General features: G+C 70.0%; 24 protein-coding genes, 1 pseudogene and 1 riboswitch. Of the genes and pseudogenes, 16 read left to right on the top strand and 9 right to left on the bottom strand.

All coding sequences use genetic code 11. The annotated features are described in order from the left end of the window. On the bottom strand, positions 1–552 hold a 552-nt coding region (locus IEZ21_RS47590), incomplete at its 3' end, for a MarR family winged helix-turn-helix transcriptional regulator (protein ID WP_246567758.1). Positions 553–718: 166 nt separating this feature from the next. Between IEZ21_RS47590 and IEZ21_RS15205 the strand changes: the two genes are divergently transcribed. Next, positions 719–1,792 (top strand): DUF5954 family protein, encoded by a 1,074-nt coding sequence (locus tag IEZ21_RS15205; protein WP_189322415.1) that lies wholly within the window; start codon positions 719–721, stop codon positions 1,790–1,792. 467 nt (positions 1,793–2,259) lie between these two features. On the opposite strand, the gene IEZ21_RS15200 is transcribed toward IEZ21_RS15205, so the two are convergent. Continuing rightward, complete coding sequence (locus tag IEZ21_RS15200; protein ID WP_189322414.1) at positions 2,260–3,150, bottom strand: RNA polymerase sigma factor SigF; 891 nt, start codon at positions 3,148–3,150, stop codon at positions 2,260–2,262. A gap of 250 nt (positions 3,151–3,400) precedes the next feature. Between IEZ21_RS15200 and IEZ21_RS15195 the strand changes: the two genes are divergently transcribed. After that, on the top strand, positions 3,401–3,637 hold the full coding sequence (locus tag IEZ21_RS15195) for a hypothetical protein (protein WP_033325350.1): 237 nt from the start codon (positions 3,401–3,403) through the stop codon (positions 3,635–3,637). Positions 3,638–3,853: 216 nt separating this feature from the next. Here IEZ21_RS15195 and IEZ21_RS15190 read toward each other — a convergent pair whose 3' ends face one another. Beyond that, positions 3,854–4,255, bottom strand: a complete 402-nt coding sequence (locus tag IEZ21_RS15190) for an ATP-binding protein (RefSeq protein ID WP_246567756.1) — start codon at positions 4,253–4,255, stop codon at positions 3,854–3,856. A gap of 218 nt (positions 4,256–4,473) precedes the next feature. Between IEZ21_RS15190 and IEZ21_RS15185 the strand changes: the two genes are divergently transcribed. From IEZ21_RS15185 to IEZ21_RS15155, 7 genes are all read left to right on the top strand, one after another. Further along, the gene (locus IEZ21_RS15185; protein WP_189322412.1) at positions 4,474–4,938 is read left to right on the top strand and encodes an FhaA domain-containing protein; all 465 of its coding nucleotides are present in this window, start codon (positions 4,474–4,476) and stop codon (positions 4,936–4,938) included. Positions 4,939–5,199: 261 nt separating this feature from the next. Next, entirely contained in the window at positions 5,200–5,619 is a 420-nt protein-coding gene (locus tag IEZ21_RS15180; protein ID WP_246567754.1) for an ATP-binding protein, read from the top strand. Between the two features lie 369 nt (positions 5,620–5,988). Beyond that, a complete protein-coding gene (locus IEZ21_RS15175; RefSeq protein WP_189322411.1) occupies positions 5,989–7,509 on the top strand; it encodes an aldehyde dehydrogenase family protein in 1,521 nt (506 codons plus the stop codon). Between the two features lie 64 nt (positions 7,510–7,573). After that, a complete protein-coding gene (locus tag IEZ21_RS15170) occupies positions 7,574–9,115 on the top strand; it encodes a GMC family oxidoreductase (RefSeq protein ID WP_189322410.1) in 1,542 nt (513 codons plus the stop codon). Further along, complete coding sequence (locus tag IEZ21_RS15165; protein ID WP_189322409.1) at positions 9,115–10,281, top strand: quaternary amine ABC transporter ATP-binding protein; 1,167 nt, start codon at positions 9,115–9,117, stop codon at positions 10,279–10,281. Before IEZ21_RS15170 ends, IEZ21_RS15165 begins: the two co-directional genes overlap by 1 nt. Beyond that, positions 10,281–12,239: an ABC transporter permease gene (locus IEZ21_RS15160; protein ID WP_189322408.1), complete on the top strand. Its 1,959-nt coding sequence runs from the start codon at positions 10,281–10,283 to the stop codon at positions 12,237–12,239. The genes IEZ21_RS15165 and IEZ21_RS15160 overlap by 1 nt, the downstream gene beginning before the upstream one ends. A 1-nt stretch (position 12,240) precedes the next feature. Continuing rightward, positions 12,241–13,230, top strand: a complete 990-nt coding sequence (locus tag IEZ21_RS15155; RefSeq protein WP_246567752.1) for an ABC transporter substrate-binding protein — start codon at positions 12,241–12,243, stop codon at positions 13,228–13,230. Positions 13,231–13,253: 23 nt separating this feature from the next. Here IEZ21_RS15155 and IEZ21_RS15150 read toward each other — a convergent pair whose 3' ends face one another. Continuing rightward, positions 13,254–14,048 carry an isocitrate lyase/PEP mutase family protein gene (locus IEZ21_RS15150; protein ID WP_189322407.1) on the bottom strand — a complete coding sequence of 265 codons (795 nt, stop codon included), beginning with the start codon at positions 14,046–14,048 and terminating at the stop codon, positions 13,254–13,256. Positions 14,049–14,109: 61 nt separating this feature from the next. Further along, positions 14,110–14,628 (bottom strand): carboxymuconolactone decarboxylase family protein, encoded by a 519-nt coding sequence (locus IEZ21_RS15145; protein WP_189322406.1) that lies wholly within the window; start codon positions 14,626–14,628, stop codon positions 14,110–14,112. Between the two features lie 47 nt (positions 14,629–14,675). Between IEZ21_RS15145 and pdxR the strand changes: the two are divergent. From pdxR to IEZ21_RS15125, 4 genes and pseudogenes are all read left to right on the top strand, one after another. Further along, positions 14,676–16,108 (top strand): annotated as a pseudogene (gene pdxR / locus IEZ21_RS15140) (MocR-like pyridoxine biosynthesis transcription factor PdxR). Between the two features lie 148 nt (positions 16,109–16,256). Further along, on the top strand, positions 16,257–16,616 hold the full coding sequence (locus IEZ21_RS15135; protein WP_189322405.1) for a hypothetical protein: 360 nt from the start codon (positions 16,257–16,259) through the stop codon (positions 16,614–16,616). Between the two features lie 22 nt (positions 16,617–16,638). Then, positions 16,639–17,832 (top strand): glutathionylspermidine synthase family protein, encoded by a 1,194-nt coding sequence (locus IEZ21_RS15130; protein WP_189322404.1) that lies wholly within the window; start codon positions 16,639–16,641, stop codon positions 17,830–17,832. A gap of 116 nt (positions 17,833–17,948) precedes the next feature. Continuing rightward, positions 17,949–18,037: riboswitch (ZMP/ZTP riboswitch) on the top strand. Between the two features lie 25 nt (positions 18,038–18,062). Then, positions 18,063–19,517 carry a glycine hydroxymethyltransferase gene (locus IEZ21_RS15125; RefSeq protein ID WP_033325335.1) on the top strand — a complete coding sequence of 485 codons (1,455 nt, stop codon included), beginning with the start codon at positions 18,063–18,065 and terminating at the stop codon, positions 19,515–19,517. A 94-nt stretch (positions 19,518–19,611) separates the two neighbouring features. Here IEZ21_RS15125 and IEZ21_RS15120 read toward each other — a convergent pair whose 3' ends face one another. The 3 genes from IEZ21_RS15120 to IEZ21_RS15110 form a co-directional block, all read right to left on the bottom strand. Further along, complete coding sequence (locus IEZ21_RS15120) at positions 19,612–20,352, bottom strand: hypothetical protein (protein WP_246567750.1); 741 nt, start codon at positions 20,350–20,352, stop codon at positions 19,612–19,614. A 151-nt stretch (positions 20,353–20,503) separates the two neighbouring features. Further along, a complete protein-coding gene (locus tag IEZ21_RS15115; RefSeq protein ID WP_246567748.1) occupies positions 20,504–21,361 on the bottom strand; it encodes a hypothetical protein in 858 nt (285 codons plus the stop codon). Continuing rightward, positions 21,354–21,956 (bottom strand): RNA polymerase sigma factor, encoded by a 603-nt coding sequence (locus IEZ21_RS15110; RefSeq protein ID WP_189322402.1) that lies wholly within the window; start codon positions 21,954–21,956, stop codon positions 21,354–21,356. The genes IEZ21_RS15115 and IEZ21_RS15110 overlap by 8 nt, the downstream gene beginning before the upstream one ends. Before the next feature lie 145 nt (positions 21,957–22,101). Between IEZ21_RS15110 and trpS the strand changes: the two genes are divergently transcribed. The 3 genes from trpS (at position 22,102) to IEZ21_RS15095 (ending at position 24,929) form a co-directional block, all read left to right on the top strand. Then, a complete protein-coding gene (gene trpS / locus IEZ21_RS15105; RefSeq protein ID WP_189322580.1) occupies positions 22,102–23,112 on the top strand; it encodes a tryptophan--tRNA ligase in 1,011 nt (336 codons plus the stop codon). A gap of 196 nt (positions 23,113–23,308) precedes the next feature. Continuing rightward, positions 23,309–23,893 carry a 2'-5' RNA ligase family protein gene (locus IEZ21_RS15100; protein WP_033325325.1) on the top strand — a complete coding sequence of 195 codons (585 nt, stop codon included), beginning with the start codon at positions 23,309–23,311 and terminating at the stop codon, positions 23,891–23,893. A gap of 58 nt (positions 23,894–23,951) precedes the next feature. Further along, on the top strand, positions 23,952–24,929 hold the full coding sequence (locus IEZ21_RS15095) for a YihY/virulence factor BrkB family protein (protein ID WP_189322401.1): 978 nt from the start codon (positions 23,952–23,954) through the stop codon (positions 24,927–24,929). Here IEZ21_RS15095 and IEZ21_RS15090 read toward each other — a convergent pair. Beyond that, a complete protein-coding gene (locus IEZ21_RS15090; protein WP_373302227.1) occupies positions 24,877–26,187 on the bottom strand; it encodes a D-alanyl-D-alanine carboxypeptidase family protein in 1,311 nt (436 codons plus the stop codon). The genes IEZ21_RS15095 and IEZ21_RS15090 overlap by 53 nt on opposite strands. Positions 26,188–26,259 lie beyond the last annotated feature (72 nt).

Here is a 26,259-nt window from a genome sequence, read left to right as displayed (position 1 = left end):
GCCGGTGTTCCCCGACACCTCGTGCGGCTTGACGAGGGCCGCCCGGTCGAAACCCTCGGGGAAACGGGCGTCGAGGTCGGCGGCGTAGGCCTCGAGGCAGGCGCGGGCGTCCGGGGCGGCTCCGTCGACGAGCCCGACTGTGATCGCGGCGAGCCTGAGCAGCCGCTGGGCGGCGGAGAGGGACTCGGTCAACTGCCCGCGCTGGGCCGGCGTCAGCCCGCCGAGCAGCCCCTCGGCGAGGCGGTTGGCCCGCCGGTTCTGCTCCTTCACCTCGATGCGCCCGGCCGGGGTCAACTCCGCGACCCGCAGCCGGGTGTCCTGCGGATGCACGGTGATCCGTACCAGCCCCTGCGCCTCCAGCGCCTTCGCCATCCGGCTCAAGTACCCGGCGTCCAGACCGAGTCGGCTGCGCAGCTCGCGCAGCGAGACCCCGTCCCCGATCTCGTACAGCAGCCGGGCCTCACCGAGTGGCCGGTCCTGGCCGAGGTAGTGGTCGTCGAGTACGCCGATGCGGCGGGTGAAGTAGCGGTTGAAGCGGCGAAGGGTGGTCACCTGCTCTGTGGACACCGGCTTTGGTGGCTTTGGCAGATTTGATGGCTTTTGTTCTGGCTCCATATTTCTTTGACTGTAGTCAAAGGTAAGGGGGAAGGTAAGGGGAAATCCGCGAGTTGTCCGAAGTGGGTGGCGGGGGCAGGGGCCGACCGGGCACAGTCCGTACATGAGCGGTTACGCAGACGAGGTGCCCGGCTATCTGACGTTCCGGGTGACCCCGCAGGAAGGGCCGATCGCGGCCTTTGCCGAGCAGGAGGCCTGGCAGGCACGGGAGCGGTACCCCGAGCTGTTGGGGGTGGGGATTCCCGAGTTCTTCCATGCGCGGGAGCGCGAAGAGGGCGGCTGGCAGCTGTCCGACTACAGCAGCGATACGCCGCAGGGTGCGCGGGACATGCTGGGTTCGCACTTCCGGCGCAGCGCCAAGGAGGCCGAGGACGCCGGGGACGAGAGCGCTCAGGGCAGGTGGATGGCGGCGGCCAGACGCATGGACCGCGAAGTCGTCGACGAACTGACCGTGCTGGGCGGCCGGTTCAGGATCGTCCGCGCCTCGCGCTTCATCCGGATGGGCGGCAACGGTCCCGAGCCGCCCCGTCCCTCCGATCCCGATCCACTCGATGGCGATCAGGTACGCCGCCGGGGCCAGGTGATCGACCCATACACCGGTACGGGTCTGGCCGACGGCATCCTCAAGCTGGACCTGGTGCGCTTCGTCGGCGTCGTCCCGGGTGCGCCGCCGGAGGTCGCGGACGAGGCGCGCCGGGCGCTGGTGACGCATCCCGGCGGTGTCCTCCTCCCTGCCGTGTTCATGATCTCCGAGCGCGTGGACGGCAGTTGGAAGCCGCACAACCCCGGTGCCTCGCACGTCTCGCCCCAGGCCGCGCGGGACGTGCTGGCCTCGTACCTGCGCGTCATGGGCCCCTTCGAACTCCGCCTCGACGACGCCGCTCGCGAGGAGTACGCCCGCGCCGCCGACCGGCTCGACGAGAAGCGCAGCAACGTGGCGAGTGTCGCGGGGCGCCGCTTTCGCGTCACCCGCGTCGAACGTCTGGTCCGCATCGGGCCCGACGGTCCTGAGGGGCCCCGCCCCTCCGACTTCGACCCCGAGCCTCCTGTCGAAGTCCATGTCCGTCAGCTCAAGGAGCAGGGGCTGTGGAAGGAGGAGGACGAGCCGATCGAGCTCGATGAGCGGACGCAGGAGCTCAAGCGGCTGTGGGAGGCGGAGGCGGAGCGTCGGCGCTGAGCGCTGGCTTGAACGGTTTCGGGTGCGGGTTTGTGGGTAGCTGGTCGCGCAGTTCCCCGCGCCCCTGGGTGGGTGGGGGTGCGGGGTCGTGGGCCGGTGCGTCAGCCCGTCGCAGGGCGGGCATACGACCCTGGCCTGGTACAAGGCCCTGGTCCTCCGAGACAGAACCTACGCGACGGGCATACGACGCACCGGCCCACGACCCCTCCCGCCGGAGGGAGAGTGCAGGTTGTTGGGGGTACGGGCTTCCCCGGGGCGGGCTCGCCCGGGGTGCGGACTTGCTCAGGGCGCGAACTTTTCTGGGGCGCGGGCAGCCGCAGGCTTTTCAGGGGCGCGGGGAACTGCGCGACCAGCCACGACGCACCCGCAGCCGCGACACGACTGTCACCCACCACCCCTTGGCGGGGGGGCCTGGGGGCGCAGCCCCCAGTTTCGGGAAGGGGCGGGACTGGGGAAGAGACCCCCCCTCAGCCCCCACCCACCCGCAGCCGATTCAAGGTGCGGGCCAGAATGCGGGAGACGTGCATCTGGGAGATGCCGAGTTCCTCGCCGATGGCCCTCTGAGTCATGTCGGCGGTGTACCGGAGGGCGAGGATCTGGCGTTCGCGGTCCGGGAGTTCGGCGAGGAGCGGCTTGAGCGCGTGCAGGTCGTCGACCTTTTCCAGGTCCGGGTCCGCGTAGCCGATGTGGTCGGCGAGGGTGTCCTCGGAGTTCTCGGCGTCGTTCGGAAAGTCGAGGGAGGACGCGGTGTAGCCGTTGCCGGCGATCAGCCCTTCGGTGATCTGGTCCTCGTCAAGGTTCAGCTCCGCGGCGAGCTCCGGCACGGTCGGCGGGCGGCCGTGGGTCTGCTCGAGCCGGGCGGTGGCCTTGGTCAGGTCGAGATGGAGTTCCTGCAGGCGGCGCGGGACGCGCACGGACCAGCTGGTGTCGCGGAAGAACCGCTTGATCTCGCCGACGATGGTCGGCATCGCGAAGGTGGGGAACTCCACGCCACGGCTGAGCTCGAACCGGTTGATGGCCTTGATGAGGCCGATGGTGCCGACCTGGACGACGTCCTCGTACGACTCGCCCCGCACTCCCATGCGGCCGGCGGCGTAACGGACCAGGGCGAGGTTGAGTTCGACCAGGGAGTTGCGCACGTAGGAGTACTCCGGCGTGCCCTCTTCCAGCGTGTCGAGCCGTGCGAACAGCGTCTTGGACAGGGCTCGGGCGTCGACCGAGTCGACCTGCTTGGGGTCGGGCAGGGGCGGCAGGTCCTCCAGGCCCGGCACGCCCGCTGCGGCGGCGCCCGGGCCGGTGGTATGTCGGTCCGCGTACGGGGTCGTCTGGACGGGATTGCTGGTGGTCGCGGTCGCCATTGTCGCTCCCGAAATGAAGAAGGGCGCCCTCGGGCTGAGAGCGCGTCGTGGAGTGGTTGATACCCACTGGCGGCCGTTACATTCCTGTGACTTGACTCTCCGTATAAGAATTTCGGACACCACCGCCATCCGTGACGCTGTGGTCGGGCCCCCTGCGGTCCGCAGGGGGCAACGGCCGGCCGGCCGTTCCTCAGAGTCACTCGTGCAGGTGAGGGCGGCTAAGTCGGCTGGTTCGGGGCAGGCGAAAGAAATGGCCGACCTTTCACAGCTGTTGCAACAGACCATGCGGCGCCGGCACCTGAACGCGCAGGCCCTCGCCGCCCGTACGGGCATTCGTACCCCGCGGATCCGCGTCTTCGCCGAGGACGGTGCGCACGGTCCCGTGCGGCCCACCGAGGAGGAACTGGTGGAACTCGCCGAGGCTTTGGCGCTGCCCCTGCTCGATGTCCAGGAAGCCGCCCGCACCGCTGCACCGGCGCCGGCTTGACGGCTGCGCGGGACTCCCCCCCGTCAAAGCCGGAGGCCCCACACCTCGGGATGCCGTTGGCGCATTCGGTGCCTGATCACTTCGCCCCGCCGGTTGGCCGGCGGGGCGAAGTGCTGCCGAGGCGGGAGGCGAGGGCCGGGGTCCGCAGGTCGTACGCCGCGGCTGCCGGACACCGGCCGCCGGACACTGGCCGCCGGACTCTGACTTCCCCCGGACTCAGTGGGACAACGGCAGGACCGCGGACACCGTCTTCCCTCCCGGCCGGGTGCTGACCTCCACATCCTCGGCCAGCTCCCGCACCAGCTGCCAGCCGAACCCGCCCGGTTCGCGTGCGTTGCTCCGCTGTGGCTGCGGGACGGTGGCACTGGCGTCCTCCACTGTCACGGTCACCGTTCCCGGACCGGCCACCAAGCGGAACCGGGTCACTCCGCCGGCGTGCCGGACCGCGTTGGTGACCAGCTCGGACACCACGAGCAGCACCGCATCCGTCTCGGCTCCGACCCGTGCGGCCACTGCGGACAGAAAACCGCGGGTCATGTCCCTCGCCCGCTCCGCGGTCTGCGGGCTGATCCCGCGCACGGGTCCGTGGACTTCCTCTTCTTCCTCGGGTGAATGCACGATCACAATCCTCCAATGGGTCGGACGTGCGATGCCTTTTCGCTTGCCCAGAGAAACTCCAGGCATCCCCCGACACTCGAATGACGGTAATCCACGCCGCCATCAATCCAGCCTGCGCACGTCTCCGGGCCGAGCGAGGGGCTGAAGCTGCCGCAGGCAGACCACCCGCACTCGCTGCGGCTGCCGGTGCTCTCGGCACTGTCCGGATCAACACCCGTATGGAGGAGTGTGCCCGGCATTCCGGTGGGCAGCGGCAGAAGATGAAACCCCTCGCCGCCCTGGAACACACCATGGAGCGATGGAGCAATGCGCTGTGGACATTGCTCATCCGGTCCGCCCGCAGACAACACGACCAATCCGAGCTGGTGAGGACGCTTCACCAGGAATGCGACGACCGTGCCCTGATCCTGGACCGGCGACGCATCCTGGTGCCCAATGCCTTCGTCATCGAACTGCCACCGGAATCACACGAGCAACTGACCAGCAGCAGCCGACAGTTGGACAGCTACCTGTCGAACCACGTGCGGAAGCACGCCGCGGAACAGGGCTACACATTCGCTGGACCGGTGGCCGTCCGGCTCACCCCGGTGGAGAGGAACAAGGTCGACCGTTTTCGTGTCCGCAGCCACATCGCCCCCACCCCGGACACCACAAGGGAAGAACCGGATCCGCAATACGGGTGAGGGCCCTCTGGGCGTCGGTCACATACGGCGGCCGAAGCAAGAACGTCTACGGTGCCTTTCTGCGCCGAACGTGCAAGTGAGCGCGGGTACGCGGCCATCCGGCGGGTGAGCACCGCCAAGGTCGCCCGCCCGCCTGCCGGTTGGCGATCGCCGTCCCGGGGCATCAGGAGTGGGGGATCGGCCGCCCAAGACCTGGCGCGGCCCCGGTGAGCGGCCAGGCCGCAGGCATGCCGGATGTCCTAGGAGGGGAAGTGATCTGCCATGCGTACGCATCGGCGTACCCATCGGCGTTCCGTACGAGTGGAGTATCTGCTGCCCGATGAGGCCGCATCGGTCGGACGGGCGCGGAGACTGACCTCAGCGTTTCTCTCTCGCTCTCGCCACCGCATGGCACGGGTGGATGCCGAGCAGATCGACGACGCGACACTCATCGTGTCCGAGCTGGTCACCAATGCCACCCGGCACGGTCGCAGCCCCTGCCGCCTGCGCCTGGAGGTGTCCGACGAGCGGGTGACCGTCGAGGTCTTCGACGACAGCCCGGACCAACTCCGCCTGCGGCGGCCCGCGGTCGATGACGAGAGCGGGCGGGGCCTGGCCATGGTGCGGTGCCTGGCACAACGCTTCGACGTCACTCCGGTCATCGGGGGCGGCAAGAGGGTACGAGCGATCCTGGCCATCTGAAGGCGCACCGGGCCAGTGAAGTCGCAGGCTTTTTGCTTTTTAGGGCCGCGAGTAGCCGCAGGCTTTTGCTTTTAGGGGCGCGGGGCTGTGTCGATGTGCGGCTCCGCCGCGTGGGCGCGACCAGCCACGACGCACCCGCACCCGCGACACGACTGTCACCCCCCACCCCCTGGCGGGGGGCCTGGGGGCGCAGCCCCCAGCGCCGGGCAAGGGCCCGCGCAAGCGGAGCCCTTGCCCGAAGTGACCCGGCGCACTTCGGCCACGGATCGTGCATGCATCGCCCCGGCCGGGGCAGGGGCACCCAGCTCCTTGAAAGTGGCACGAGTGTGCCCCAGGGGCCTGGAACAGGAACGGAAGGCAGCACCGGCCATGGCGGGACCAGCGGAACGACAGGCGCAGAAGACGATTCACGTGGGCGGGGAATGGCGTGAAGCCGTCTCCGGGGAGACACGTGAGGTGCTCGACCCGGCGGACGCCAAGCCGTTCGCCGTGGTCGCGGAGGGCGACGGACGGGATGTGGACGCGGCCGTCGACGCCGCCCGCCGCGCCTTCGACGAAGGGCCCTGGCCCCGTACCCCCGTCGCCGAGCGGAGCGCCCTGTTGCGTCGCGTCGCCGATCTCCTCGTACGCGACCGGGAGCGGCTCGGACTGCTGGAGAGCCGGGACGCGGGCAAGACGCTCGAGGAGGGGCGTGTCGACATCGACTGTGTCGTCGACGCCTTCCGGTATTTCGCCGATCTTGTCGTGGGGGAGGGCGGGGGGCGGGTCGTCGACGCCGGGTCCGACGACATCCACAGCGTTGTCGTGCACGAACCCATCGGCGTGTGCTCCATGATCACGCCCTGGAACTATCCGCTGCTGCAAGCGAGTTGGAAGATCGCGCCCGCACTCGCCGCTGGGAACACCTTCGTCGTCAAGCCCAGCGAGATCACTCCGCTCACCACGATCGCCGTTGTGGAACTGCTCCAGGAGGCCGGGCTGCCCGACGGGGTCGCGAACATCGTCACCGGCCCCGGGCACACCGTGGGCGCCCGTCTCGCCGAGCACCCCGGCGTCGACCTCGTCTCCTTCACCGGCGGTCTCGTCAGCGGGATCAAGGTCGCCCAGGCCGCCGCCGTCACCGTCAAGAAGGTCGCCCTCGAACTCGGCGGCAAGAACCCCAACGTCGTCTTCGCCGACGCCTGCGCCACGGAGGAGGGCTTCGACACCGCCGTCGACCAGGCCCTGAACGCCGCGTTCATCCACAGCGGCCAGGTCTGCTCCGCCGGCGGACGCCTCATCGTCGAGGAGTCCGTACGCGAACGCTTCGTCGCCGAACTCGCCCGCCGGGCCGGGAAGATCCGGCTCGGGCGCGGCACCGAGGACGGCGTCGAGTGCGGGCCGCTCGTCTCCGAGCAGCAGCGGGAGAAGACCGAGGCGTACGTCGCTTCCGCCCTCGCGGAGGGCGCGGTGCTGCGGGCCGGCGGCAAGCGGCCCGAGCCGTCGGCGGAAAGGCCCGCCACCGGCTACTTCTACGAGCCGACGGTCCTCGACCAGTGTCACCGAGAGATGAAGGTCGTACGCGAGGAGGTCTTCGGGCCCGTCCTGACCGTCGAGACGTTCCGTACGGAGGACGAGGCCGTCGCGCTCGCCAACGACACCGAGTACGGGCTCGCGGGCGGCGTCTGGACCGCCGACGCGGGCCGCGCCCGGCGCGTCGCCGGACGGCTGCGGCACGGCACCGTCTGGATCAACGACTTCCACCCCTACCTCCCGCAGGCGGAGTGGGGCGGCTTCGGCAAGAGCGGCGTCGGGCGGGAGCTCGGGCCCGCCGGTCTCGCCGAGTACCGCGAGACCAAGCACGTGTACCAGAACCTCGCGCCGCAGCCGGTGCGTTGGTTCGCGGGCTGACGCCCACGCCCGTCCAGGATCCGCCGAGCGCAGCACCTTGTACGACTCCGAGGAGTACCCCCCTATGCCCGAACAAGCCACGCCCGGACACGAGCACACGTACGACTACGTCGTCATCGGCGGTGGTACCGCCGGCTCCGTCATCGCCTCCCGCCTGACCGAGAACCCGGACGTCACCGTCGCCGTCATCGAGGGCGGCCCCAGCGACGTCGACCGCGAGGACGTCCTCACCCTGCGCCGCTGGATGGGGCTGCTCGGCGGGGAGCTGGACTACGACTACCCGACGACCCGCCAGCCGCGCGGCAACTCGTTCATCCGGCACAGCCGCGCCCGGGTGCTCGGCGGCTGCTCCTCCCACAACACGCTCATCGCGTTCAAGCCGCTGCCGTCCGACTGGGACGAGTGGGAGGCGTCCGGTGCCAAGGGCTGGGGCGCGGTGCCGATGGAGGCGTACTACGCCCGGCTGCGCAACAACATCGTCGCCGTCGACGAGAAGGACCGGAACGCCATCGCCCGCGACTTCGTCGACGCCGCCCAGGCCACGCTCGAAGTGCCGCGTGTCGAGGGCTTCAACAAGAAGCCGTTCACCGAGGGCGTCGGCTTCTTCGACCTCGCGTACCACCCGGAGAACAACAAGCGGTCGAGCGCCTCGGTCGCGTACCTTCACCCCTTCCTGGACCGCCCGAACCTGACGATCCTGCTGGAGACCTGGGCGTACAAGCTGGAGCTGGAGGGGACGCGGGCGCGCGGCGTGCACGTACGGACCAAGGACGGCGAGGAGATCCTCGTACGCGCGGAGAACGAAGTCCTGTTGTGTGCGGGTGCCGTGGACTCGCCGCGGCTGCTTCTGCACTCCGGCATCGGGCCCGCCCGCGATCTGGAGGCGCTCGGAATTCCCGTCGTGCACGACCTGCCCGGCGTCGGCGAGAACCTGCTCGACCACCCGGAATCGGTGATCGTCTGGGAGACGAACGGGCCGATCCCCGAGAACTCCGCGATGGACTCCGACGCGGGCCTTTTCGTGCGCCGGGATCCCGAACACCCGGGCCCGGACCTGATGTTCCACTTCTACCAGGTCCCGTTCACGGACAATCCGGAGCGGCTGGGGTACGAACGCCCCGCGCACGGCGTCTCCATGACTCCGAACATCCCCAAGCCGCGCAGTCGCGGCAGGCTGTATCTGACGAGCGCCGACCCGGCGGAGAAGCCCGCACTCGACTTCCGTTACTTCACGGACGAGGACGACTACGACGGCCGCACCCTCGTCGACGGGATCAGGATCGCCCGCGAGATCGCCAAGTCCGAGCCGCTGGCGAGCTGGCTGAAGCGCGAGGTGGCCCCCGGTCCTGACGTCACGGGGGACGAGGAGCTCGGCGTGTACGCGCGGTCGGTGGCCCACACGGTGTACCACCCGGCGGGCACCTGCCGGATGGGCGACTCGGACGACCAACTTGCCGTCGTCGACCCGGAGTTGAGAATCCGAGGTCTCGACGGCATCCGTATCGCGGACGCCTCCGTCTTCCCGACGATGCCCGCCGTGAACCCGATGATCGGAGTGCTCATGGTCGGAGAGAAGTGCGTCGACCTGATCGGGGGTGGCGAGTGATGACCACGTCAACTCCCGGCAAGACCACCGCTGTTGAACCCGTCTTCTCCGTCGAGGGCCTGTGGAAGGTCTTCGGTCCGAAGGCCGAGCGGATACCCGGCGACCCGGAGCTCGGCGCCCTGAACGCCGCCGAGCTCCGCGCCCGCACCGGCTGCACCGCCGCCGTCCGCGACGTGAGCTTCGAGGTCGGCAAGGGTGAGGTCTTCGTCGTGATGGGCCTGTCCGGCTCGGGCAAGTCCACCCTCGTACGCTGCCTGACACGCCTCATCGAGCCGACCGCCGGAACGATCGCGATCGACGGCGAGGACGTCCGCGCCATGGACGCGACGCGCCTGCGTGAACTGCGCCGCCACCGCGCCTCGATGGTCTTCCAGCACTTCGGCCTGCTGCCGCATCGCTCAGTGCTCGACAACGTCGCGTACGGCCTGGAGATCCAGGGCGTCGCGAAGGACGAGCGCCGGAAGAGGGCTCAGGAAGTCGTCGCCAAGGTCGGTCTGGAGGGCATGGAGCAGCGGCGGCCCGGGCAGTTGTCGGGCGGCCAGCAGCAGCGGGTCGGGCTCGCGCGGGCGCTGGCCGTCGACCCCGAAGTCCTGCTGTTCGACGAGCCGTTCAGCGCGCTCGACCCGCTGATCCGCCGTGACATGCAGGAGGAGGTCATCCGGCTCCACCGCGAGGAGGGCCGCACGATGGTCTTCATCACCCACGACCTGAACGAGGCCCTGCGTCTGGGCGACCGCATCGCCCTCATGCGCGACGGCCGTGTCGTCCAGCTCGGCACGCCCGAGGAGATCGTCGGCTCGCCCGCCGACGACTACGTACGCGAGTTCGTCCGGGACGTGCCGCGCGAGCAGGTCATGACGGTCCGTACGGCCATGCGGCCCGCGGACGCCGACGAGGCGGAACGAGGCCCGGCGATCGCCCCGGAGGCCACCGTGTCCGAGGCCATCGAGGCCGTCGCCCGCAGTGGTTTCCCCGTGCGGGTCATGGACGACGGTCGCTGCCTCGGGGTCGTCGACCACGAGCGGCTGCTGGGGGTCGTGGCGGGTACGTACACCAAGACCGCGGCGGGGACGGAATCCAAGACCGCGGCGGGGACGGAATCCAAGACCGCGGCCGGTACGGAATCCAAGACCGCGGCAGGGACGGGCTCCAAGGAGGTGGTCTGATGGCCACCGCCACCGCAGCCGTCCCCCAGACCGGCGTCACCGCACTGCTGAAGCACCGTGTCGTCGGCAAGCTCCTCCTGCTGGCTCTCGCGGCAGCGATCCTCATACCGATCGCCAACGCCCGCTGGGCAAGTGGCACCTGGCCCGACGCCCTGACCGTCGACCTCTCCGAACCACTCGGCAAGGCGAGCGACTGGATCATCGACAACCGCGACAGCCACCCGCTGTTCCTGTACTTCTTCGGACACATCAGCAACGCCGTCGTCCTGTCCGTACGCACCGTCTACCTCGTCCTGCTCGCCGCAGGCTGGGCGGGCGTCACGGCCGCGGCGGCGCTGGTCGCGTGGCGGGTCGCGGGCGTGCGGCTCGCGATCGGTACGGGCGTCGCGTTCCTGGCCTGCGGGCTGCTCGGGATGTGGGTGCCCACCATGCAGACGCTGGCGTTGATGGTGGTCGCCGTGCTCGCGTCGGTCGTACTCGGCATGCTGCTCGGCCTCGCCGCCGGGCTCTCCGACCGTACGTTCCGCGCGCTGCGCCCCGTACTCGACACCATGCAGGTGCTCCCGGCCTTCGCGTACCTCCTGCCGGTCGTGCTGGTCTTCGGCATCGGCGTCCCGGCGGCGGTGCTCGCCACCGTCGTGTACGCGGCCCCGCCGATGGCCCGGCTCACCGCGCTCGGCCTGCGCGGCGCCGACGCCGGCGTGATGGAGGCCGTCGAGTCCATGGGCACGACCGCGCGGCAGCGGCTGCTGACCGCCCGTCTTCCGCTCGCCCGCAAGGAACTCCTCCTCGGCCTCAACCAGACGATCATGATGGCCCTGTCGATGGCCGTCATCGCGTCCGTCATCGGCGCGGGCGGCCTCGGCGACCGCGTCTACCAGGCGCTCGCCTCGGTCGACGTCGGCGCCGCACTCGCCGCCGGCATCCCGATCGTGCTGCTCGCGGTCGTCCTGGACCGGGTGACGGGAGCGGCGGGGGAGCGAATGGGTTCGGGGTCCTCCCAGTCCGGCCGGTCCGGCTGGAAGCCTTGGGGTTACGCGGCTGTCGTCGCCGTCGCCGTAGCCCTCGCCGGACGCTTCACGGACCGGCTCGACTGGCCCGAGGCCTGGCTCGTGAACATCGCCGAGCCCGTGAACCGCGCCGTCGACTGGATGACCGACCACCTCTACTCCGGCGTCCCCTACATTGGCGGCACCGCCGACTGGGCGGGCCACTTCACCACCTGGGTCCTGGACCCGGTGCGGGACGGCCTGCAGTGGCTGCCCTGGTGGTCGGTCCTGCTGATCGTCGCCACGCTCGCCTGGCTCATCGGCACGTGGCGTACGGCCCTGACCGCCGTCCTCGCGATGGCCGCGATCGGCGTGCTGGGAGTCTGGAACCCGTCCCTCGACACGCTCTCGCAGGTGCTCGCAGCCGTGGCGGTCACGCTGGTCGTGGGCTTCGCGATCGCCGTCGCGGCCGCGCGCAGCGAACGCGTCGAACGGCTGCTGCGCCCCGTCCTCGACGTCTTCCAGACGATGCCGCAGTTCGTGTACCTGATCCCGGTGGTGGCCCTCTTCGGAGTGGGCCGCGCACCCGCCGTGGCAGCGGCGGTCGTCTATGCCCTGCCCGCCGTCGTACGCATCACCACGCAGGGCCTGCGCCAGGTGAACCCGGCCGCGATGGAGTCCTCGCGCTCGCTGGGCGCCACGAGCTGGCAGCAACTGCGGCAGGTGCAGCTGCCGCTCGCCCGCCCGGCGCTGCTCCTCGCCATCAACCAGGGCGTCGTCCTGGTCCTCGCCGTCGTCATCATCGGCGGCCTGGTCGGCGGTGGCGCGCTCGGCTACGACGTCGTGTTCGGGCTCGCCCAGGGCGACCTGGCCACCGGTCTCGTCGCGGGCGGGGCGATCGTCTGCCTCGGCCTGATGCTCGACCGGGTGACACAGCCGACGGAACGCCGTACGAGGAAGGGGGCCTGAGATGCGTACGAAGACGACGGCGAAGCCGATGCTGCGTACGAGGATGCTCCCGGCCGTTGCCGGTGTGTCCGCCCTGCTGGTGCTGACCGGCTGCGGAGCCGCCGACATGACCAAGCAGGCCTCGCCCTTCGCGGGCGTTCAGGGCGCGAAGACGGTCACCCTGTCCGTGCAGTCCTGGGTCGGCGCGCAGGCCAACGTGGCCGTCGCGCAGTACCTGTTGGAGCGCGAACTCGGCTATCGCGTCGACACCGTGCAGGTCGACGAGGTCCCGGCGTGGGACGCGCTCAGCCAGGGGCGGATCGACGCGATCCTGGAGGACTGGGGCCACCCGGACGAGGAGCAGCGGTACGTCAAGGACAAGAAGACGATCGCGCCCGGCGGCGACCTCGGGGTCACCGGGCACATCGGCTGGTTCGTCCCGACGTACTTCGCCAAGCAGCACCCCGACGTCACGAACTGGAAGAACCTCAACAAGTACGCCGACCAGCTCCGCACCGCGGAGAGCGGCAGCAAGGGCCAGCTGCTGGACGGCTCGCCCTCGTACGTGACGAACGACAAGGCTCTGGTGGCGAACCTGGACCTGGACTACCAGGTGGTGTTCGCCGGTTCGGAGGCGGCACAGATCACGCAGATCAGGCAGTTCGCCAAGGAGAAGAAGCCCTTCCTCACGTACTGGTACACCCCGCAGTGGCTCTTCGAGAAGGTCCCGATGACGGAGGTGAAACTGCCCGCATACAAGGAGGGCTGCGACGCCGACCCGAAGAAGGTCGCCTGCGCCTACCCGCACACCCCGCTGCAGAAGTACCTGAACGCGGATTTCGCGCGGGGCGGCGGCGAGGCGGCGGCCTTCCTGAAGAACTTCAAGTGGACGACCGAGGACCAGAACGAGGTCTCCCTGATGATCGCCGACCAGAAGCTGACTCCTGAGGAGGCGGCGAAGAAGTGGGTGGCCGGCCACGAGTCGACTTGGCGGGCGTGGTTGCCCAAGTGACCGTCAGCTGGTGCCCGTGACGGTCACCAGGTGTTCGGCTCCGCCGAGAGGTCCTCGTCGGCCAGGCGTTGCGCTGCGGCGTGCGCCTGGCCCAACCAATCCTCGTGCAGGGCGCGGGCGATGCCGGTCAGCGTCTCGGTCGCGCGGCGCTGCAGGCCGGGGCCGAACGTGATCCGTGTGGCGCCGAGTCGGCCGAGCTCTGCTGGTGGGGGACCGTCCAGTCGCGCGGACGCGTTGATCGGGCCCGGGATCCCGGCCCGCAGCACCGGGAGGGCATCCGTCGGGGCGCCGATCGGATACACGCAGTCGGCGCCCGCCGCCACGTACAACGCGGCCCGCTCGACGGCCCGTTCGGGATCGGCGACCCCGCACGAGAACGTGTCGACGCGCGCGTTGACGAACAGCCGGTCGCCCGCGACGGCCCGTACCTGGGCCAGCCAGTCGGCGTGCCGCGCCGGGTGCTTGAGGACGCCCTCGTGCGAGTCCTCGAGGTTGCAGCCGACGGCGCCCGTCTCAAGAATCCGGTCCACCAACTCCTTGGGCGCGAGCCCGTATCCGTCCTCGACGTCCGCCGACACGGGCACGTCGACGGACCGTACGATCCGCGCGACCGCCGCGAACATCTCGTCCGCCGGGGTCTGCCCGTCCTCGTACCCGAGCGAGGCGGCGACCCCGGCGCTGGGTGTCGCGAGCGCCGGGAAACCGGCGTCCGCGAACACACGTGCGCTGGCCGCGTCCCACGGTCCGGGAAGGATCAGGGGATCGCCCGGTGCGCGACCCTGATGCAGCGCGCGGAACGTCTCGACCTTGCTCACCATGCGCGGCCCCCCGGCGGGATGCGGCAGCCGACCTCGGGATCGAGGAACTGCGTGCGAGTCGTCACCTGTGCTCGCCCGCCTGGTAGTGCCCGGCGACCATACGGCAGGTCACGCCGAACCGGTTCCACGCGTTGATCACCGTGATCGCGGCGATCAGCTGCGCCAGCTCGGCCTCGTCGAACTGCTTGGCTGCCGCGTCGTACACCTCGTCCGGCACGAAGCCTTCCGTCAGGACCGTGACCGCCTCGGTCAGCGCGAGTGCCGCGACTTCCTTCGCCGTGTAGAAGTGCTGCGACTCCTCCCACGCGCTGAGCTGGATGATCCGCTCGACACTCTCGCCGGCCGCGAGCGCGTCCTTGGAGTGCATGTCGACGCAGAAGGCGCAGTGGTTGATCTGTGACGCGCGGATCTTCACCAGCTCCAGGAGCACGGGGTCGACGCCCTGCCGGGCCGCCCTGTCGAGCCCGATCATGGCCTTGTAGACGTCGGGCACGAGCTCGGCCCACGCGAGCCGGGGGGCGTGTTCGGGGACGTACGAGGTGTTGGTGGCCGTGTTGTCGGTCGTCTCGTTCGTCGTCATGACTGTGACCCTACGGTTCGAGTAGCCCAGGAGTATGGTCCATTTCCATGGGGGAATCCTGGGCCACTTTGGGTGTTGATCTGCATCTCGAACTGGGCGGCTCCCGTCTGCGCCGAGGGCTCACGGACGCCTTGCGCGAGGCGGTGCGGAGCGGGCGGCTCGCACCGGGGACGCGGCTGCCGTCGTCGCGGTCGCTCGCAGCCGACCTCGGTATCGCGCGCAACACGGTCGCCGACTCCCCCACGCTCGAATACGCTCGCGCGGGGGGACCCCCATCGCCGATCTCGTCGCCGAGGGCTGGCTCACCGCGCGCCAGGGTTCGGGCACGCGGGTCGCGGAACGGGCCGCGGTGGCGCCGGACTCGGCAACGGCGCCCCGGCCTCGCTCGTCCCGCGGACCGACGCACAACCTCGAACCCGGCAACCCCGACCTCGCCTCCTTCCCCCGCGCCGAGTGGCTCAAGTCGGCCCGCCGCGCGCTGTCCGCGGCACCTCACGACGCCCTCGGCTACGGCGACCCACGGGGCCGCGTCGAACTCCGCACCGCCCTTGCCGCCTACCTCGCCCGCGCCCGCGGCGTACGTACCGACCCCGACCGCATCGTCATCTGCTCCGGCTTCGTACACGGCTTGCGGCTGCTCGCCGCTGTCCTGCGGCGACGGGGGCTGCGCTCGCTCGCCGTGGAGTCGTACGGGCTTGATGTGCACTGGGGAGTGGCGGAGGCGGCGGGGCTGCGGACGGTGCCGCTGCCGTTCGATGAACTGGGAACGTGTACCGGCGGCTTGGCGGGAACGGGGACGGGGGCGGTCCTGCTCACCCCCTCGCACCAGTTCCCGATGGGCGTGCCGCTGCGGCCCGACCGGCGGGCCGCCGTCGTGGACTGGGCGCGGCGGACCGGCGGGCTGATCCTGGAGGACGACTACGACGGGGAGTTCCGCTACGACCGTCAGCCGGTGGGCGCGCTCCAGGGCCTCGACCCGGACCGCGTCGTGTATGTGGGCACCGCGAGCAAGTCCCTGGCGCCAGGGCTGCGGCTCGGCTGGCTGGTCCTGCCGCCGTCGCTGGCGTCGGAGGTCGTGTCGGCGAAGGGCGGCACGGACTGGTCGTGCGGGGTCCTGGACCAGCTGACCCTGGCGGAGTTCATCACCTCGGGCGCGTACGACCGTCACGTCCGCGCGTCCCGTCTGCGCTATCGCCGCCGCCGCGACCAGCTCGTCGCGGCGCTCGCGTCCCACGCCCCGTCGGTACGGGCCACCGGTATCGCGGCCGGCCTCCACGCCGTCCTCCAACTCCCGCCCGGCACCGAGCAGTCGGTGGTCCGGGCGGCGGCCTGGCAGGGCCTGTTGCTCCACGGCCTGACCCGCTACCGCCACGCGGACGCTGCCGCCGAACCGTACGACGCCCTTGTCGTGGGCTACGGCACACCTCCGGACCACGCCTGGGCGGGTGCGCTGGACGCACTGTGCAGGGTGCTGCCTTAGCCCCGGGGGGTTGGTGTGGTTGGGTCCACTGGCAGCGGGTGGCCCGATTGTGTCATCGGCCCAGTGGATCACTACGCTGATCCCGGACGAACGGACAGGACGGTACGGACAGTCGGACGGGCCCGACGAGCCCGACGGGGGAGACACCATGGCAGATCAGCGCAGGCGTTTGCGGTCGAGCACGGTCGTGCTCGGTGGAATGGGCGTCATAGCCGCCGCCCTCACCTCATGCGGATCCGACCCCGACCGCCGCTGCGTGGACCGCGACAGCTACGACTACGCCAACGGCTACAAGATCGTCTCCGACAAGAACTGCAAGTCGGGCTCCAGTACGTCCGGCAAGAGCCGCAAGTCGAGCGGCGCGGGCAAGCGCTCCGGCACCGACGCCGCCTGGTACTACGACGCCGACGTCGACGGCCGGTACGCCGACTACGGCACCTTCAGCCGCAGCGACGCCGTCGACCGCGACGGCTTCGGCTGCTCGGGCTCCGGCAGCGGCGGCGGCTGACCGGCGCCGGAGGGACCCAGCCATGGAACGCCGCACCCTCACGCCCCGCCCCGGCTGGCAGCAGACCGTCGAGGAGCAAGGGCTGATCTATCCACTCACCCGCTACCCCGACGACACCCTGCGCCCGTATTGGGACGAGAGCGCGTACTACGTCTTCTCCCTCCCCGAGGTCGAGGCCCTGGAGGAGGTCGTCGAGGAACTGCACCGCATGTGCCTGGCCGCCGCCGCGCACATCGTCGAGCGGGACCGCTTCGCCGACCTCGGCATCACCGACCCCCATCTCACGGAACTCATCGCCGAGGCCTGGCAGCGCCGTGCCGAACTCCCCTCCCTCTACGGCCGGTTCGACCTCCGATACGACGGCACCGGCCCCGCGAAGCTCCTGGAGTACAACGCTGATACGCCGACCTCGCTGGTCGAGGCCGCCAGCCCTCAGTGGTTCTGGATGGAGGAACGCTTCCCCGGCGCCGACCAGTGGAACTCCCTCCACGAACGCCTCGTCGACGCCTGGAAGAAACAGTCCGCCCTCCTCCCGCCGGGCAGCCCCCTCTACTTCGCGCACTCCGCCGCCGACGAACTCGGCGAGGACCTGATGACCGTCGCGTATCTGAAGGAGACCGCGGAACAGGCCGGCCTGGAGACCGACTGGATCGCCATGGAGGAGATCGGCTGGGACCGTCTCTCCGGCCGCTTCGTCGACAAGCAACTCCGCTTCATCCGCAGCTGCTTCAAGCTCTATCCCTGGGAGTGGCTGACCACCGACCGCTTCGGTGGGCATGTCCTGGACACCCTCGACAACGGCGGCGGCACGGGCTCCACCATGTGGATCGAACCCGCGTGGAAGATGCTCCTCTCCAACAAAGCGCTCCTCGCCATCCTCTGGGAGCTCTATCCGCACCACCCGAACCTCCTCCCCGCCTACCTCGACGGCCCTCGCCAACTCGCCAACACCACCGGTTACGTCGCCAAGCCCCTCCTCGGCCGCGAGGGCGCCGGCGTCACCGTCCACGAACCCCACGAACCCGAAAACACCTCCGTGATCCGTGAAGAGCCCTGCTGCTACCAGGAGTTGGCCCCTCTCCCTTCCTTCGACGGCAACCGTGTCGTCCTCGGTGCCTGGGTCGTCGAGCACGAGTCGGCCGGCCTTGGCATCCGCGAGTCCTCCGGCCTGATCACGGACGAGTACGCCCGCTTCCTGCCGCATGTGATCCTCTGAGCGCCGGCGCCTCTCCGAGCTCAGGGATCCGAGATCCGGGTGGTCTGTGGCCCCTTCTCGCCGTCGCTCGCATGGTGGACTCAGGGATCTGTGACCGGGGAGGGCCGGTAGGCTGATCGGCGGGCCGTGACTGGCGCGCTGGGATGGGACCGACCATCGGGGAGCGGCCCGTGACGAACAAGTGCCGTGCGCCTGGGCCGAACCGTGAACGCCACGTCCGGAGGTCCCTCATGTCCGACCACTCTGCGCCCCTCTCCACCGAATCCACCGCCTTCCGCAGCGCCCTCGAAGTGATCCGCGCCGTCGAGCCCCGGGTCGCCGACGCCATCGGCCAGGAGGTCGCCGACCAGCGCGAGATGCTCAAGCTGATCGCCTCCGAGAACTACGCCTCCCCGGCCACCCTGCTGGCCATGGGTAACTGGTTCAGCGACAAGTACGCCGAGGGCACCGTCGGCCGCCGCTTCTACGCCGGCTGCCGCAACGTCGACACCGTCGAGGCCCTCGCCGCCGAACACGCCCGCGAACTCTTCGGCGCCGAGCACGCCTACGCTCAGCCGCACTCCGGCATCGACGCCAACCTCGTCGCCTTCTGGGCCGTCCTCGCCGACCGCGTGGAGGCCCCGGCGCTCGTGAAGGCCGGTGTCCGCAACGTCAACGACCTCTCCGAGGCCGACTGGGCCGAGCTCCGCCAAGCCTTCGGCAACCAGCGCATGCTCGGCATGTCCCTGGACGCCGGCGGCCACCTCACCCACGGCTTCCGCCCGAACATCTCCGGCAAGATGTTCGACCAGCGCTCCTACGGCACCGACCCCGCCACCGGCCTCATCGACTACGAGGCCCTGCGCACCTCCGCCCGTGAGTTCAAGCCCCTGATCATCGTCGCCGGCTACTCCGCGTACCCCCGTCTCGTGAACTTCCGCATCATGCGTGAGATCGCCGACGAGGTCGGTGCGACGCTGATGGTCGACATGGCGCACTTCGCCGGCCTCGTCGCTGGCAAGGTCCTCACCGGCGACTTCGACCCCGTCCCGCACGCCCAGATCGTCACGACCACCACTCACAAGTCGCTGCGCGGCCCGCGTGGCGGCATGGTCCTGTGTGACGACTCCCTCAAGGACCAGGTCGACCGCGGCTGCCCGATGGTGCTCGGCGGCCCCCTTCCGCATGTCATGGCCGCCAAGGCCGTCGCGCTCGCCGAGGCCCGCCGCCCCGAGTTCCGCGACTACGCCCAGGCCGTCGTCGACAACTCCCGCGCCCTCGCCGAGGGCCTGATGCGGCGCGGTGCCACGCTGGTCACCGGCGGCTCCGACAACCACATCAACCTGATCGACGTCGCCACCTCCTACGGCCTCACCGGCCGCCAGGCCGAGTCCGCACTGCTCGACTCGGGCATCGTCACCAACCGCAATTCCATCCCCGCCGACCCCAACGGCGCCTGGTACACCTCCGGCATCCGCATCGGCACCCCCGCCCTCACCACGCGTGGCCTGGGAACCGCCGAGATGGACGAGGTCGCCGGTCTGATCGACCGTGTCCTCACGACCACGGAGCCCGGCACGACCGCGAAGGGCGCCCCCTCCAAGGCCCAGCACGTGCTCGACCCGAAGGTCGCGGACGAGATCTCCCGCCGGGCCACCGATCTCGTGGCCGGCTTCCCGCTGTACCCGGAGATCGACCTGGGCTGAGGCGGACGGGTTCTGCCGCACCGAGTTGCCTCAGCCGAGGCAACTCGGTGCAGTTGGGGCGAGGGCGCGTGCGGCCGGTTGAGCCGTGTGCCGGTCAAACGTCCCGCAGCTCTTGCCGAGGTCCGACATCCCGTCCTCGCCCCCGGCCCAGAGGCAGTGCCCCCGGCAACCGCGCCGCGAACGGCCGGAGCACCAGCGCCAATACGGCTCCGGCTGCCAGCCCCGGTATGGCCCACCACCAGTCGGTTCCGGCGTCTGCCCCTGCGGCGGCCATGGTCGCGGGGGTCTCCCCGGCGTCGGGCCGCGCCGCGGCCGATGTGTCGTCCGACGAGTCCTGCGGCCCCGAATCCGGGTTCGTCCCCTCTGGGTGTTTGCTCATGACGCCGAGGTCGGTGAGCAAGGACCGGAGCTCGTTGGGCTTCTCCGCCCGGTGCCAGACCTCCTTCGGTGGCTCCGACGCCTCAAGCCCCCATGCGATCTGCGTGAGGATCCAGACGCTCCGGGAGCCGGTCACGTCAGGGTGCACCATGTCCACCCGCCAGGGAGTGACGTCATGGCTCATCCATGTGATGTTGATCCGGCGGCCTATGGAGTTGAGGTCCGGCGGCTTCTCCTGCAACCTCTTGAGGTCGCCGCCCTCCTGGGGAAGCAGGTCGCTCAGGCGCATGTATTCCTCGTCGCTGTTGTACAGCGATGCCGTCTCCCCGCTGTTGGGCGATACGAGCAGCACGCTCGTCGGCCCGCCCGCCACCGCGGTCGGCGCCCCGGTCAGTACCAGAGCGAGCGCCACCGTCAACGCTCCGGCTGCCGCTGCCAGTTCACGAACCCTGCGCATCGGACGCATCGGACCCCCAGCCGATCCCGGATGCGGCCTGTCCGCACCCTGTCACTTCTGGTACACCGCTCGACCCGCCGAGGTTCCCACTCGGCCCGCACGACTTCCGAGCACTTCACGGCCCCTGCTCCATGGACCGGCTCCACGGCCCCTACTCCGCAGACTCCGCAACAGCCACCGCCCGCTCCCACGACTCCACACCCTCGAGCCGCAGCGTCCGCTGCTCCCCCTGGTCCTCCCACAACAGCGTCGGCCCCGCCGTGCGGACGGTCCGGGCGTACTCCTGGCCCTGCTCGTCGAGCAAGGCGAGCTCGAGGCGGTGGGGCTCGGCGAACCACAGGCCCGAGTCACCGTTCACCGTGGCCGGTTCATACGGCACCGTCGTCGACTTCCAGAACAGCGGAGAGAGCGTCGCCCGGAACTGATCGAGCCGTATGACCTCGCCGTCCCCGGTATGCCAGCACAGCGACAGGACCCGGCGGTCGGCTGACACCTGCGCGGCCGACGGGCGCCCCAACTCCCTTGGCAGCAACGGCTCGAACCCCGCCCGTCGCGCCGCTCCGGCCACGGTCAGTGCCTGCTCGCAGCCCGGCACTGGAGAAGGAGAAGCGTGCGGCCCCGGCTTGTACCGCACATCGACCCCGCCGAAGCCGAACCAGTCGACGACCGCCGCCCGCACCGGAGGCGTGAGCACCAGCACCGTCAGCAGTCCGCACAGCGCGGCGGTCAGCGAGCGCCAGCGCTGCCGCGCCCACCACCGAGCCGACCGGATCCGCGTGGTCGGTCCCGTCGGCTCGGCCACCGGCACCGGCACCCCCTCGGCCAGTATCTGCTCCAGCACCCGCTCGACCATCGACTCGGTCCCGCTCGCACCCGGCGGATCCAGCGACCGTCCGAGCGCGCGCAGCTCCTCGGGCAGCCCGGCCGGGCCCCCGCGCGCACGCCCCGGCTCCCTGGGGGCACGACCGCCCGAGGAGTCCGCGCCCCCGTTCTCGTACGACTCACTCATGCTCATCACCTCCCTCCCGAGGCTGGAAATCCGGCAGCAGCCGCTGCAGCTTGCGCAACGCACGATTGAGCCGGGACTTGACCGTCCCGCGTGGCCAGCCCAGGGCCTGGGCCGTCTCCGGCTCGTCCATCTCCAGCAGATAGCGGTAGGTGACGACCAGCCGGTGCTCCTCGCTCAGCCGGTCCAGGGCAGCCAGCAGCGCCGCCCTGCGCTCGACCTCCAGCGCCGCGACCGCCGGGTCCGCCGACTCCGGTATCACCGGCTCCGCCTCCGCCAGCGCGGCCTCACGCCCCACGACCGTGCGCTGACGCACCGCCGTCCGCACTGTGTTCCTCGTCTCATTGGCGACGATCGAGAGCAGCCACGGCTTGAATGCCGCGCCGTCCCGAAAGCGCCCCAAGGCGCAGTACGCCTTGAAGAAGGCCTGCTGCACCACGTCCTCCGCGTCCGCACCCGCGCCCAGTGCCGCGGCCGCTCTGAGTGCGATGCCCGTGTGGGCACGCACCAGCTCCGCATACGCCTCCGGCTCTCCGGCGCGTACGCGTGCGATCACCGCGGCCTCATCGACGATGCGGCCCCCCTCCCGCGTCCTCACACTCTTGTTACACCGCCGGAGACGGATCGGTTCCCACCTGTTTCCGACCAGTTCCGGAGCGACCCCTGACACCTGAGAGAATGAGGCCATGGCTTCTGACCGCCCGCCCGTCTCCCACCACCACCCTCAGGGGAATGGCTCCGCCATGCTGCGTCGTCCTCGCGTGCTTTCTGGAATCCAGCCCACCGCAGGCTCGTTCCACCTCGGCAATTACCTCGGCGCCGTCCGTCAGTGGGTGGCCCTGCAGGAGACCCACGACGCGTTCTACATGGTCGTCGACCTGCATGCGATCACCCTTCCCCAGGACCCCGCCGAGCTGCGCTCCAACACCCGGCTCGCCGCCGCCCAGCTGCTGGCCGCCGGGCTCGACCCGGAGCGCTGCACGCTCTTCGTCCAGAGCCATGTCCCCGAGCACGCGCAGCTCGCCTGGATCATGAACTGCCTCACCGGGTTCGGCGAGGCGTCCCGTATGACGCAGTTCAAGGACAAGTCCGCGCGGCAGGGCGCCGACCGGGCCTCCGTGGGCCTGTTCACGTACCCGATCCTTCAGGTCGCGGACATCCTGCTGTACCAGGCCAACGAGGTGCCGGTCGGCGAGGACCAGCGGCAGCACATCGAGCTGACGCGCGATCTCGCCGAGCGCTTCAACGGCCGCTTCGGGCAGACGTTCACGATCCCGGCGCCGTACATTCTCAAGGAGACGGCGAAGATCTACGACCTCCAGGACCCGTCGATCAAGATGAGCAAGTCGGCGTCGACTCCGAAGGGCCTCATCAACCTCCTCGACGAGCCCAGGGCGACCGCCAAGAAGGTCAAGAGCGCGGTCACCGACACCGGCACGGACATTCGCTACGACGCCGAGAACAAGCCGGGCATCAGCAACCTGCTGAGCATCTACTCCACTCTCACCGGCGCCGGTATCGAGGAACTGGAGCAGAGGTACGACGGCAAGGGCTACGGTGCGCTCAAGACGGACCTGGCCGAGGTCATGACCGACTTCGTGACGCCGTTCCGGGAGCGTACGCAGCAGTATCTGGACGACCCGGAGACGCTCGACTCGATCCTGGCCAAGGGTGCGGAGAAGGCGCGTGCCGTCGCCGCGGAGACGCTCTCCCAGGCGTACGAGAAGGTGGGCTTCCTGCCCGCCAAGCACTGACCGAGGCACTGACACCCGGGATCGGGCCCGACGGCCGTACAGTCGTAAGCCGTACGGAAACAGGGGACACACAGGACCAGGGGCTGTCCCTGTCCGCCAGAGTCCGCCAGAAGTGTCCGGAACACCAGCGCAAGCACCACCACAACGGCAAGCACAACAAGCAAGCACAACAGCGAGCACAACGACAGGAGACGACGTGGGGACCGTAACGATCGGTGTGTCGATCGCGGTCCCGGAGCCACACGGCAGCCTGCTCCAGGAGCGGCGCACGGGCTTCGGCGACGCCGCCGCTTCCGGCATCCCCACCCATGTCACGCTGCTGCCGCCGACGGAGGTCGACGACTCGGCGCTGCCCGCGATCGAGGCGCATCTCGTCGAGGTCGCGGCGGCCGGGCGCCCCTTCCCGATGCGGCTGAGCGGCACAGGAACCTTCCGCCCGCTGTCGCCCGTCGTGTACGTGCAGGTCGTCGAGGGTGCCGAGGCCTGCACGTGGCTGCAGAAGCAGGTCCGGGACGCATCCGGGCCCGTGGCACGCGAACTGCAGTTCCCGTACCACCCGCATGTCACGGTGGCGCACGGCATCGACGACGAGGCGATGGACCGGGCGTACGAGGAGCTGTCCGAGTACGAGGCCGAGTGGCCGTGCACCGGTTTCGCGCTCTACGAGCAGGGCGCCGACGGCGTGTGGCGCAGGCTCCGCGACTTCGTCTTCGGGGGAGCGGTACTGCCCGAGCAGACGAGCGCACCCACGCCGGGCGACACCACGTTGCCCACGCACTGATCTGCTCATCCGGGGTACCCCGGACATGGGTCCTCGGCGAAGAGGGCAGGTTCGGATCATGGACTGGCTGAAAAAGCTCCCCGGCATCGGGCCGGTCGTCACGCGTCTGATGACCACGCACGCCTGGCACTCGTACGAACGCCTGGACCGTGTGAAGTGGACGCGGCTCGCTGCCGCGATGACCTTCATCAGCTTCGTCTCGCTCTTCCCGCTGATCACCGTCGCCGCCGCGGTGGCCGCCGCGACCCTCGACCAGAAGGGGCAACGAGAGCTCGAGGACAAGATCGCCGAGCAGATCCCGGGCATCTCCGACCAGTTGGACATCGGCGGGCTGGTGGACAACGCCGGCACCGTCGGCGTCATCGCGGGCGCCGTCCTGCTGTTCACCGGCATCGGCTGGGTCGGCTCCATGCGCGAGTGCCTGCGGGCGGTGTGGGAGCTGCCCGAGCCCGACGAGAACCCCGTGCTGAGCAAGGCCAAGGACGCCGGGGTCCTCGTCGGCCTCGGCGGCGCCGTGCTCGTCACGATCGTCGTGTCCGCCGTCGCGGCGACGATGGTCGGCTGGACCTCCCGGCAGCTCGGCATCGACGAGGGCGGCTGGGGCGGCGCGCTGCTGCAGCTCGCCGCGTTCGCCATCGCCGTCCTCGCCGACTTCCTGCTCCTGCTGTACGTCCTGACGCTGCTGCCCGGCGTCGAGCCGACCCGCCGCCGGCTGTTCACCGCGGCGCTGATCGGCGCCGTCGGGTTCGAGCTGCTGAAGCTGCTGCTCAGCGGCTATATCAGCGGCGTAGCCTCGAAGAGCATGTACGGCGCCTTCGGGGTGCCCGTCGCGCTGCTGCTGTGGATCAACTTCACCGCGAAACTGGTGCTCTTCTGCGCCGCCTGGACGGCGGCGCAGAAGAACGACTCCCCGGACGCCCCCGCAGACGGCTCCTCCGACGACGCCTCGGGCGACTCCTCCGAGGGCACCGTAGGGGTGGACGTCAGGGGCGCGGCCGGCGGCGCACCAGGTCGGGCAGCGGCCAGCGGCGGTTGACGAGGAACACCCCGCCGGCGAGGAGCACGAGCACGCCCCCGGTGATCCCCAGCGCGACACCGACGCCGCCAGAACCCGCCTCCTGCGCCGAGGCGGCGACAGGACTGCCGTCACCGGACCCGCCCGCCTCACCGGAGGCCTCCGTACCCGGCTGCGTACCCGTGTCCGCACCCTTCGGCGGCACCAGCTCACCCACCGGCTCGACCTTGTCCGCCGCCTGGAAACCCCAGTCGAGAAGGCGGGCGGTCTCCTTGTAGACCTCGTTGCTCTCCTCCTTCTCGGGGTTCATGATCGTGACGAGAAGCACCTTGCCGTCGCGTTCGGCGACCCCGGTGAAGGTGGAGCCCGCGTTCGAGGTGTTGCCGTTCTTCACACCCGCGATGCCCCTGTAGACGTCGAGGCCGTAGTCGCCGGTCAGGAGTCGGTTGGTGTTCTGGATCTCGAAGGACTTACGGGTCGTCTTGCCCTTCTTGTTCTTCTTCGTCTCGCCCGGGAACTTGGCGCGCACGGTCGAGGCGTACTCCCGGAAGTCCTTCTTCTGCAGGCCAGAACGGGCGATGAGGGTCAGGTCGTACGCCGATGACACCTGCCCCACCTCGTCGTAGCCGTCCGGGCTGACCACGTGCGTGTCGAGGGCCTGGAGCTCCTCGGCGTGCGCGTTCATGTCCTCGACGGTCGGTTCGACGCCGCCGTTCATCGCGGACAGCACGCGTACGGCGTCGTTGCCGGAGCGAAGGAAGACGCCGAGCCACAGGTCGTGGACCGTGTACGTCTCGTCCTCCTTGATGCCGACCATGCTGGAGCCCGGGCCGATGCCCGCCAGATCGGAGGGCACCACCTTGTGCTTCTCGTCCTTGCCGAACTTCGGCAGCAGCGTGTCCGCGAACAGCATCTTCAGGGTGCTCGCCGGGGCCAGCCGCCAGTGCGCGTTGTGCGCGGCCAGGACATCGCCGGACTCGGCGTCCGCGACGATCCAGGAGCGCGCGCTCAGGTCCTTCGGGAGCACCGGGGCACCGGTGCCGAGGTTCACCTGGGTGCCCGCCTTGCCGAGTTGGGCGCCGCCCACGGTCGACATGTCCGCCGGGGGCGTGGCGGTGGGCGATGTGCTGGCCTTCGGGGACGCTTTCTGACTCGGTGTCGGCGTTCCATCCGCGACAGCGGGCCCGCCGGCGATCGCGGTCGCGGTGAGCGACAAGGTCAGCAAGGTGGCGGAAGTGACCAGCAAGGAGGACTTGGCGGTCTTTTTCATGGCGGACACGGACGAGAACGTACCTGGCCCCGGACGGGAAGCCGTACCGCCCTCTCCGCTGCCGCCCTCTCCACTGTGGCC

This window comes from Streptomyces flaveus (assembly GCF_014647675.1).
GTDB lineage: Bacteria > Actinomycetota > Actinomycetes > Streptomycetales > Streptomycetaceae > Streptomyces > Streptomyces flaveus.
The sequence above is the reverse complement of the archived record's forward strand: the minus strand, read 5'-3'. Positions and strand labels throughout refer to the sequence as shown.

Bases quoted from the DNA above. Each gene is read 5' to 3' on its own strand.
- IEZ21_RS15205 (WP_189322415.1), top strand. From the start codon at position 719: ATGAGCGGTTACGCAGACGAGGTGCCCGGCTATCTGACGTTCCGGGTG.
- IEZ21_RS15200 (WP_189322414.1), bottom strand. From the start codon at position 3,150: ATGGCGACCGCGACCACCAGCAATCCCGTCCAGACGACCCCGTACGCG.
- IEZ21_RS15195 (WP_033325350.1), top strand. From the start codon at position 3,401: ATGGCCGACCTTTCACAGCTGTTGCAACAGACCATGCGGCGCCGGCAC.
- IEZ21_RS15185 (WP_189322412.1), top strand. From the start codon at position 4,474: ATGGAGGAGTGTGCCCGGCATTCCGGTGGGCAGCGGCAGAAGATGAAA.
- IEZ21_RS15180 (WP_246567754.1), top strand. From the start codon at position 5,200: ATGCGTACGCATCGGCGTACCCATCGGCGTTCCGTACGAGTGGAGTAT.
- IEZ21_RS15175 (WP_189322411.1), top strand. From the start codon at position 5,989: ATGGCGGGACCAGCGGAACGACAGGCGCAGAAGACGATTCACGTGGGC.
- IEZ21_RS15170 (WP_189322410.1), top strand. From the start codon at position 7,574: ATGCCCGAACAAGCCACGCCCGGACACGAGCACACGTACGACTACGTC.
- IEZ21_RS15165 (WP_189322409.1), top strand. From the start codon at position 9,115: ATGACCACGTCAACTCCCGGCAAGACCACCGCTGTTGAACCCGTCTTC.
- IEZ21_RS15160 (WP_189322408.1), top strand. From the start codon at position 10,281: ATGGCCACCGCCACCGCAGCCGTCCCCCAGACCGGCGTCACCGCACTG.
- IEZ21_RS15155 (WP_246567752.1), top strand. From the start codon at position 12,241: ATGCGTACGAAGACGACGGCGAAGCCGATGCTGCGTACGAGGATGCTC.
- IEZ21_RS15150 (WP_189322407.1), bottom strand. From the start codon at position 14,048: ATGGTGAGCAAGGTCGAGACGTTCCGCGCGCTGCATCAGGGTCGCGCA.
- IEZ21_RS15145 (WP_189322406.1), bottom strand. From the start codon at position 14,628: ATGACGACGAACGAGACGACCGACAACACGGCCACCAACACCTCGTAC.
- IEZ21_RS15135 (WP_189322405.1), top strand. From the start codon at position 16,257: ATGGCAGATCAGCGCAGGCGTTTGCGGTCGAGCACGGTCGTGCTCGGT.
- IEZ21_RS15130 (WP_189322404.1), top strand. From the start codon at position 16,639: ATGGAACGCCGCACCCTCACGCCCCGCCCCGGCTGGCAGCAGACCGTC.
- IEZ21_RS15125 (WP_033325335.1), top strand. From the start codon at position 18,063: ATGTCCGACCACTCTGCGCCCCTCTCCACCGAATCCACCGCCTTCCGC.
- IEZ21_RS15120 (WP_246567750.1), bottom strand. From the start codon at position 20,352: ATGCGCAGGGTTCGTGAACTGGCAGCGGCAGCCGGAGCGTTGACGGTG.
- IEZ21_RS15115 (WP_246567748.1), bottom strand. From the start codon at position 21,361: ATGAGTGAGTCGTACGAGAACGGGGGCGCGGACTCCTCGGGCGGTCGT.
- trpS (WP_189322580.1), top strand. From the start codon at position 22,102: ATGCTGCGTCGTCCTCGCGTGCTTTCTGGAATCCAGCCCACCGCAGGC.
- IEZ21_RS15095 (WP_189322401.1), top strand. From the start codon at position 23,952: ATGGACTGGCTGAAAAAGCTCCCCGGCATCGGGCCGGTCGTCACGCGT.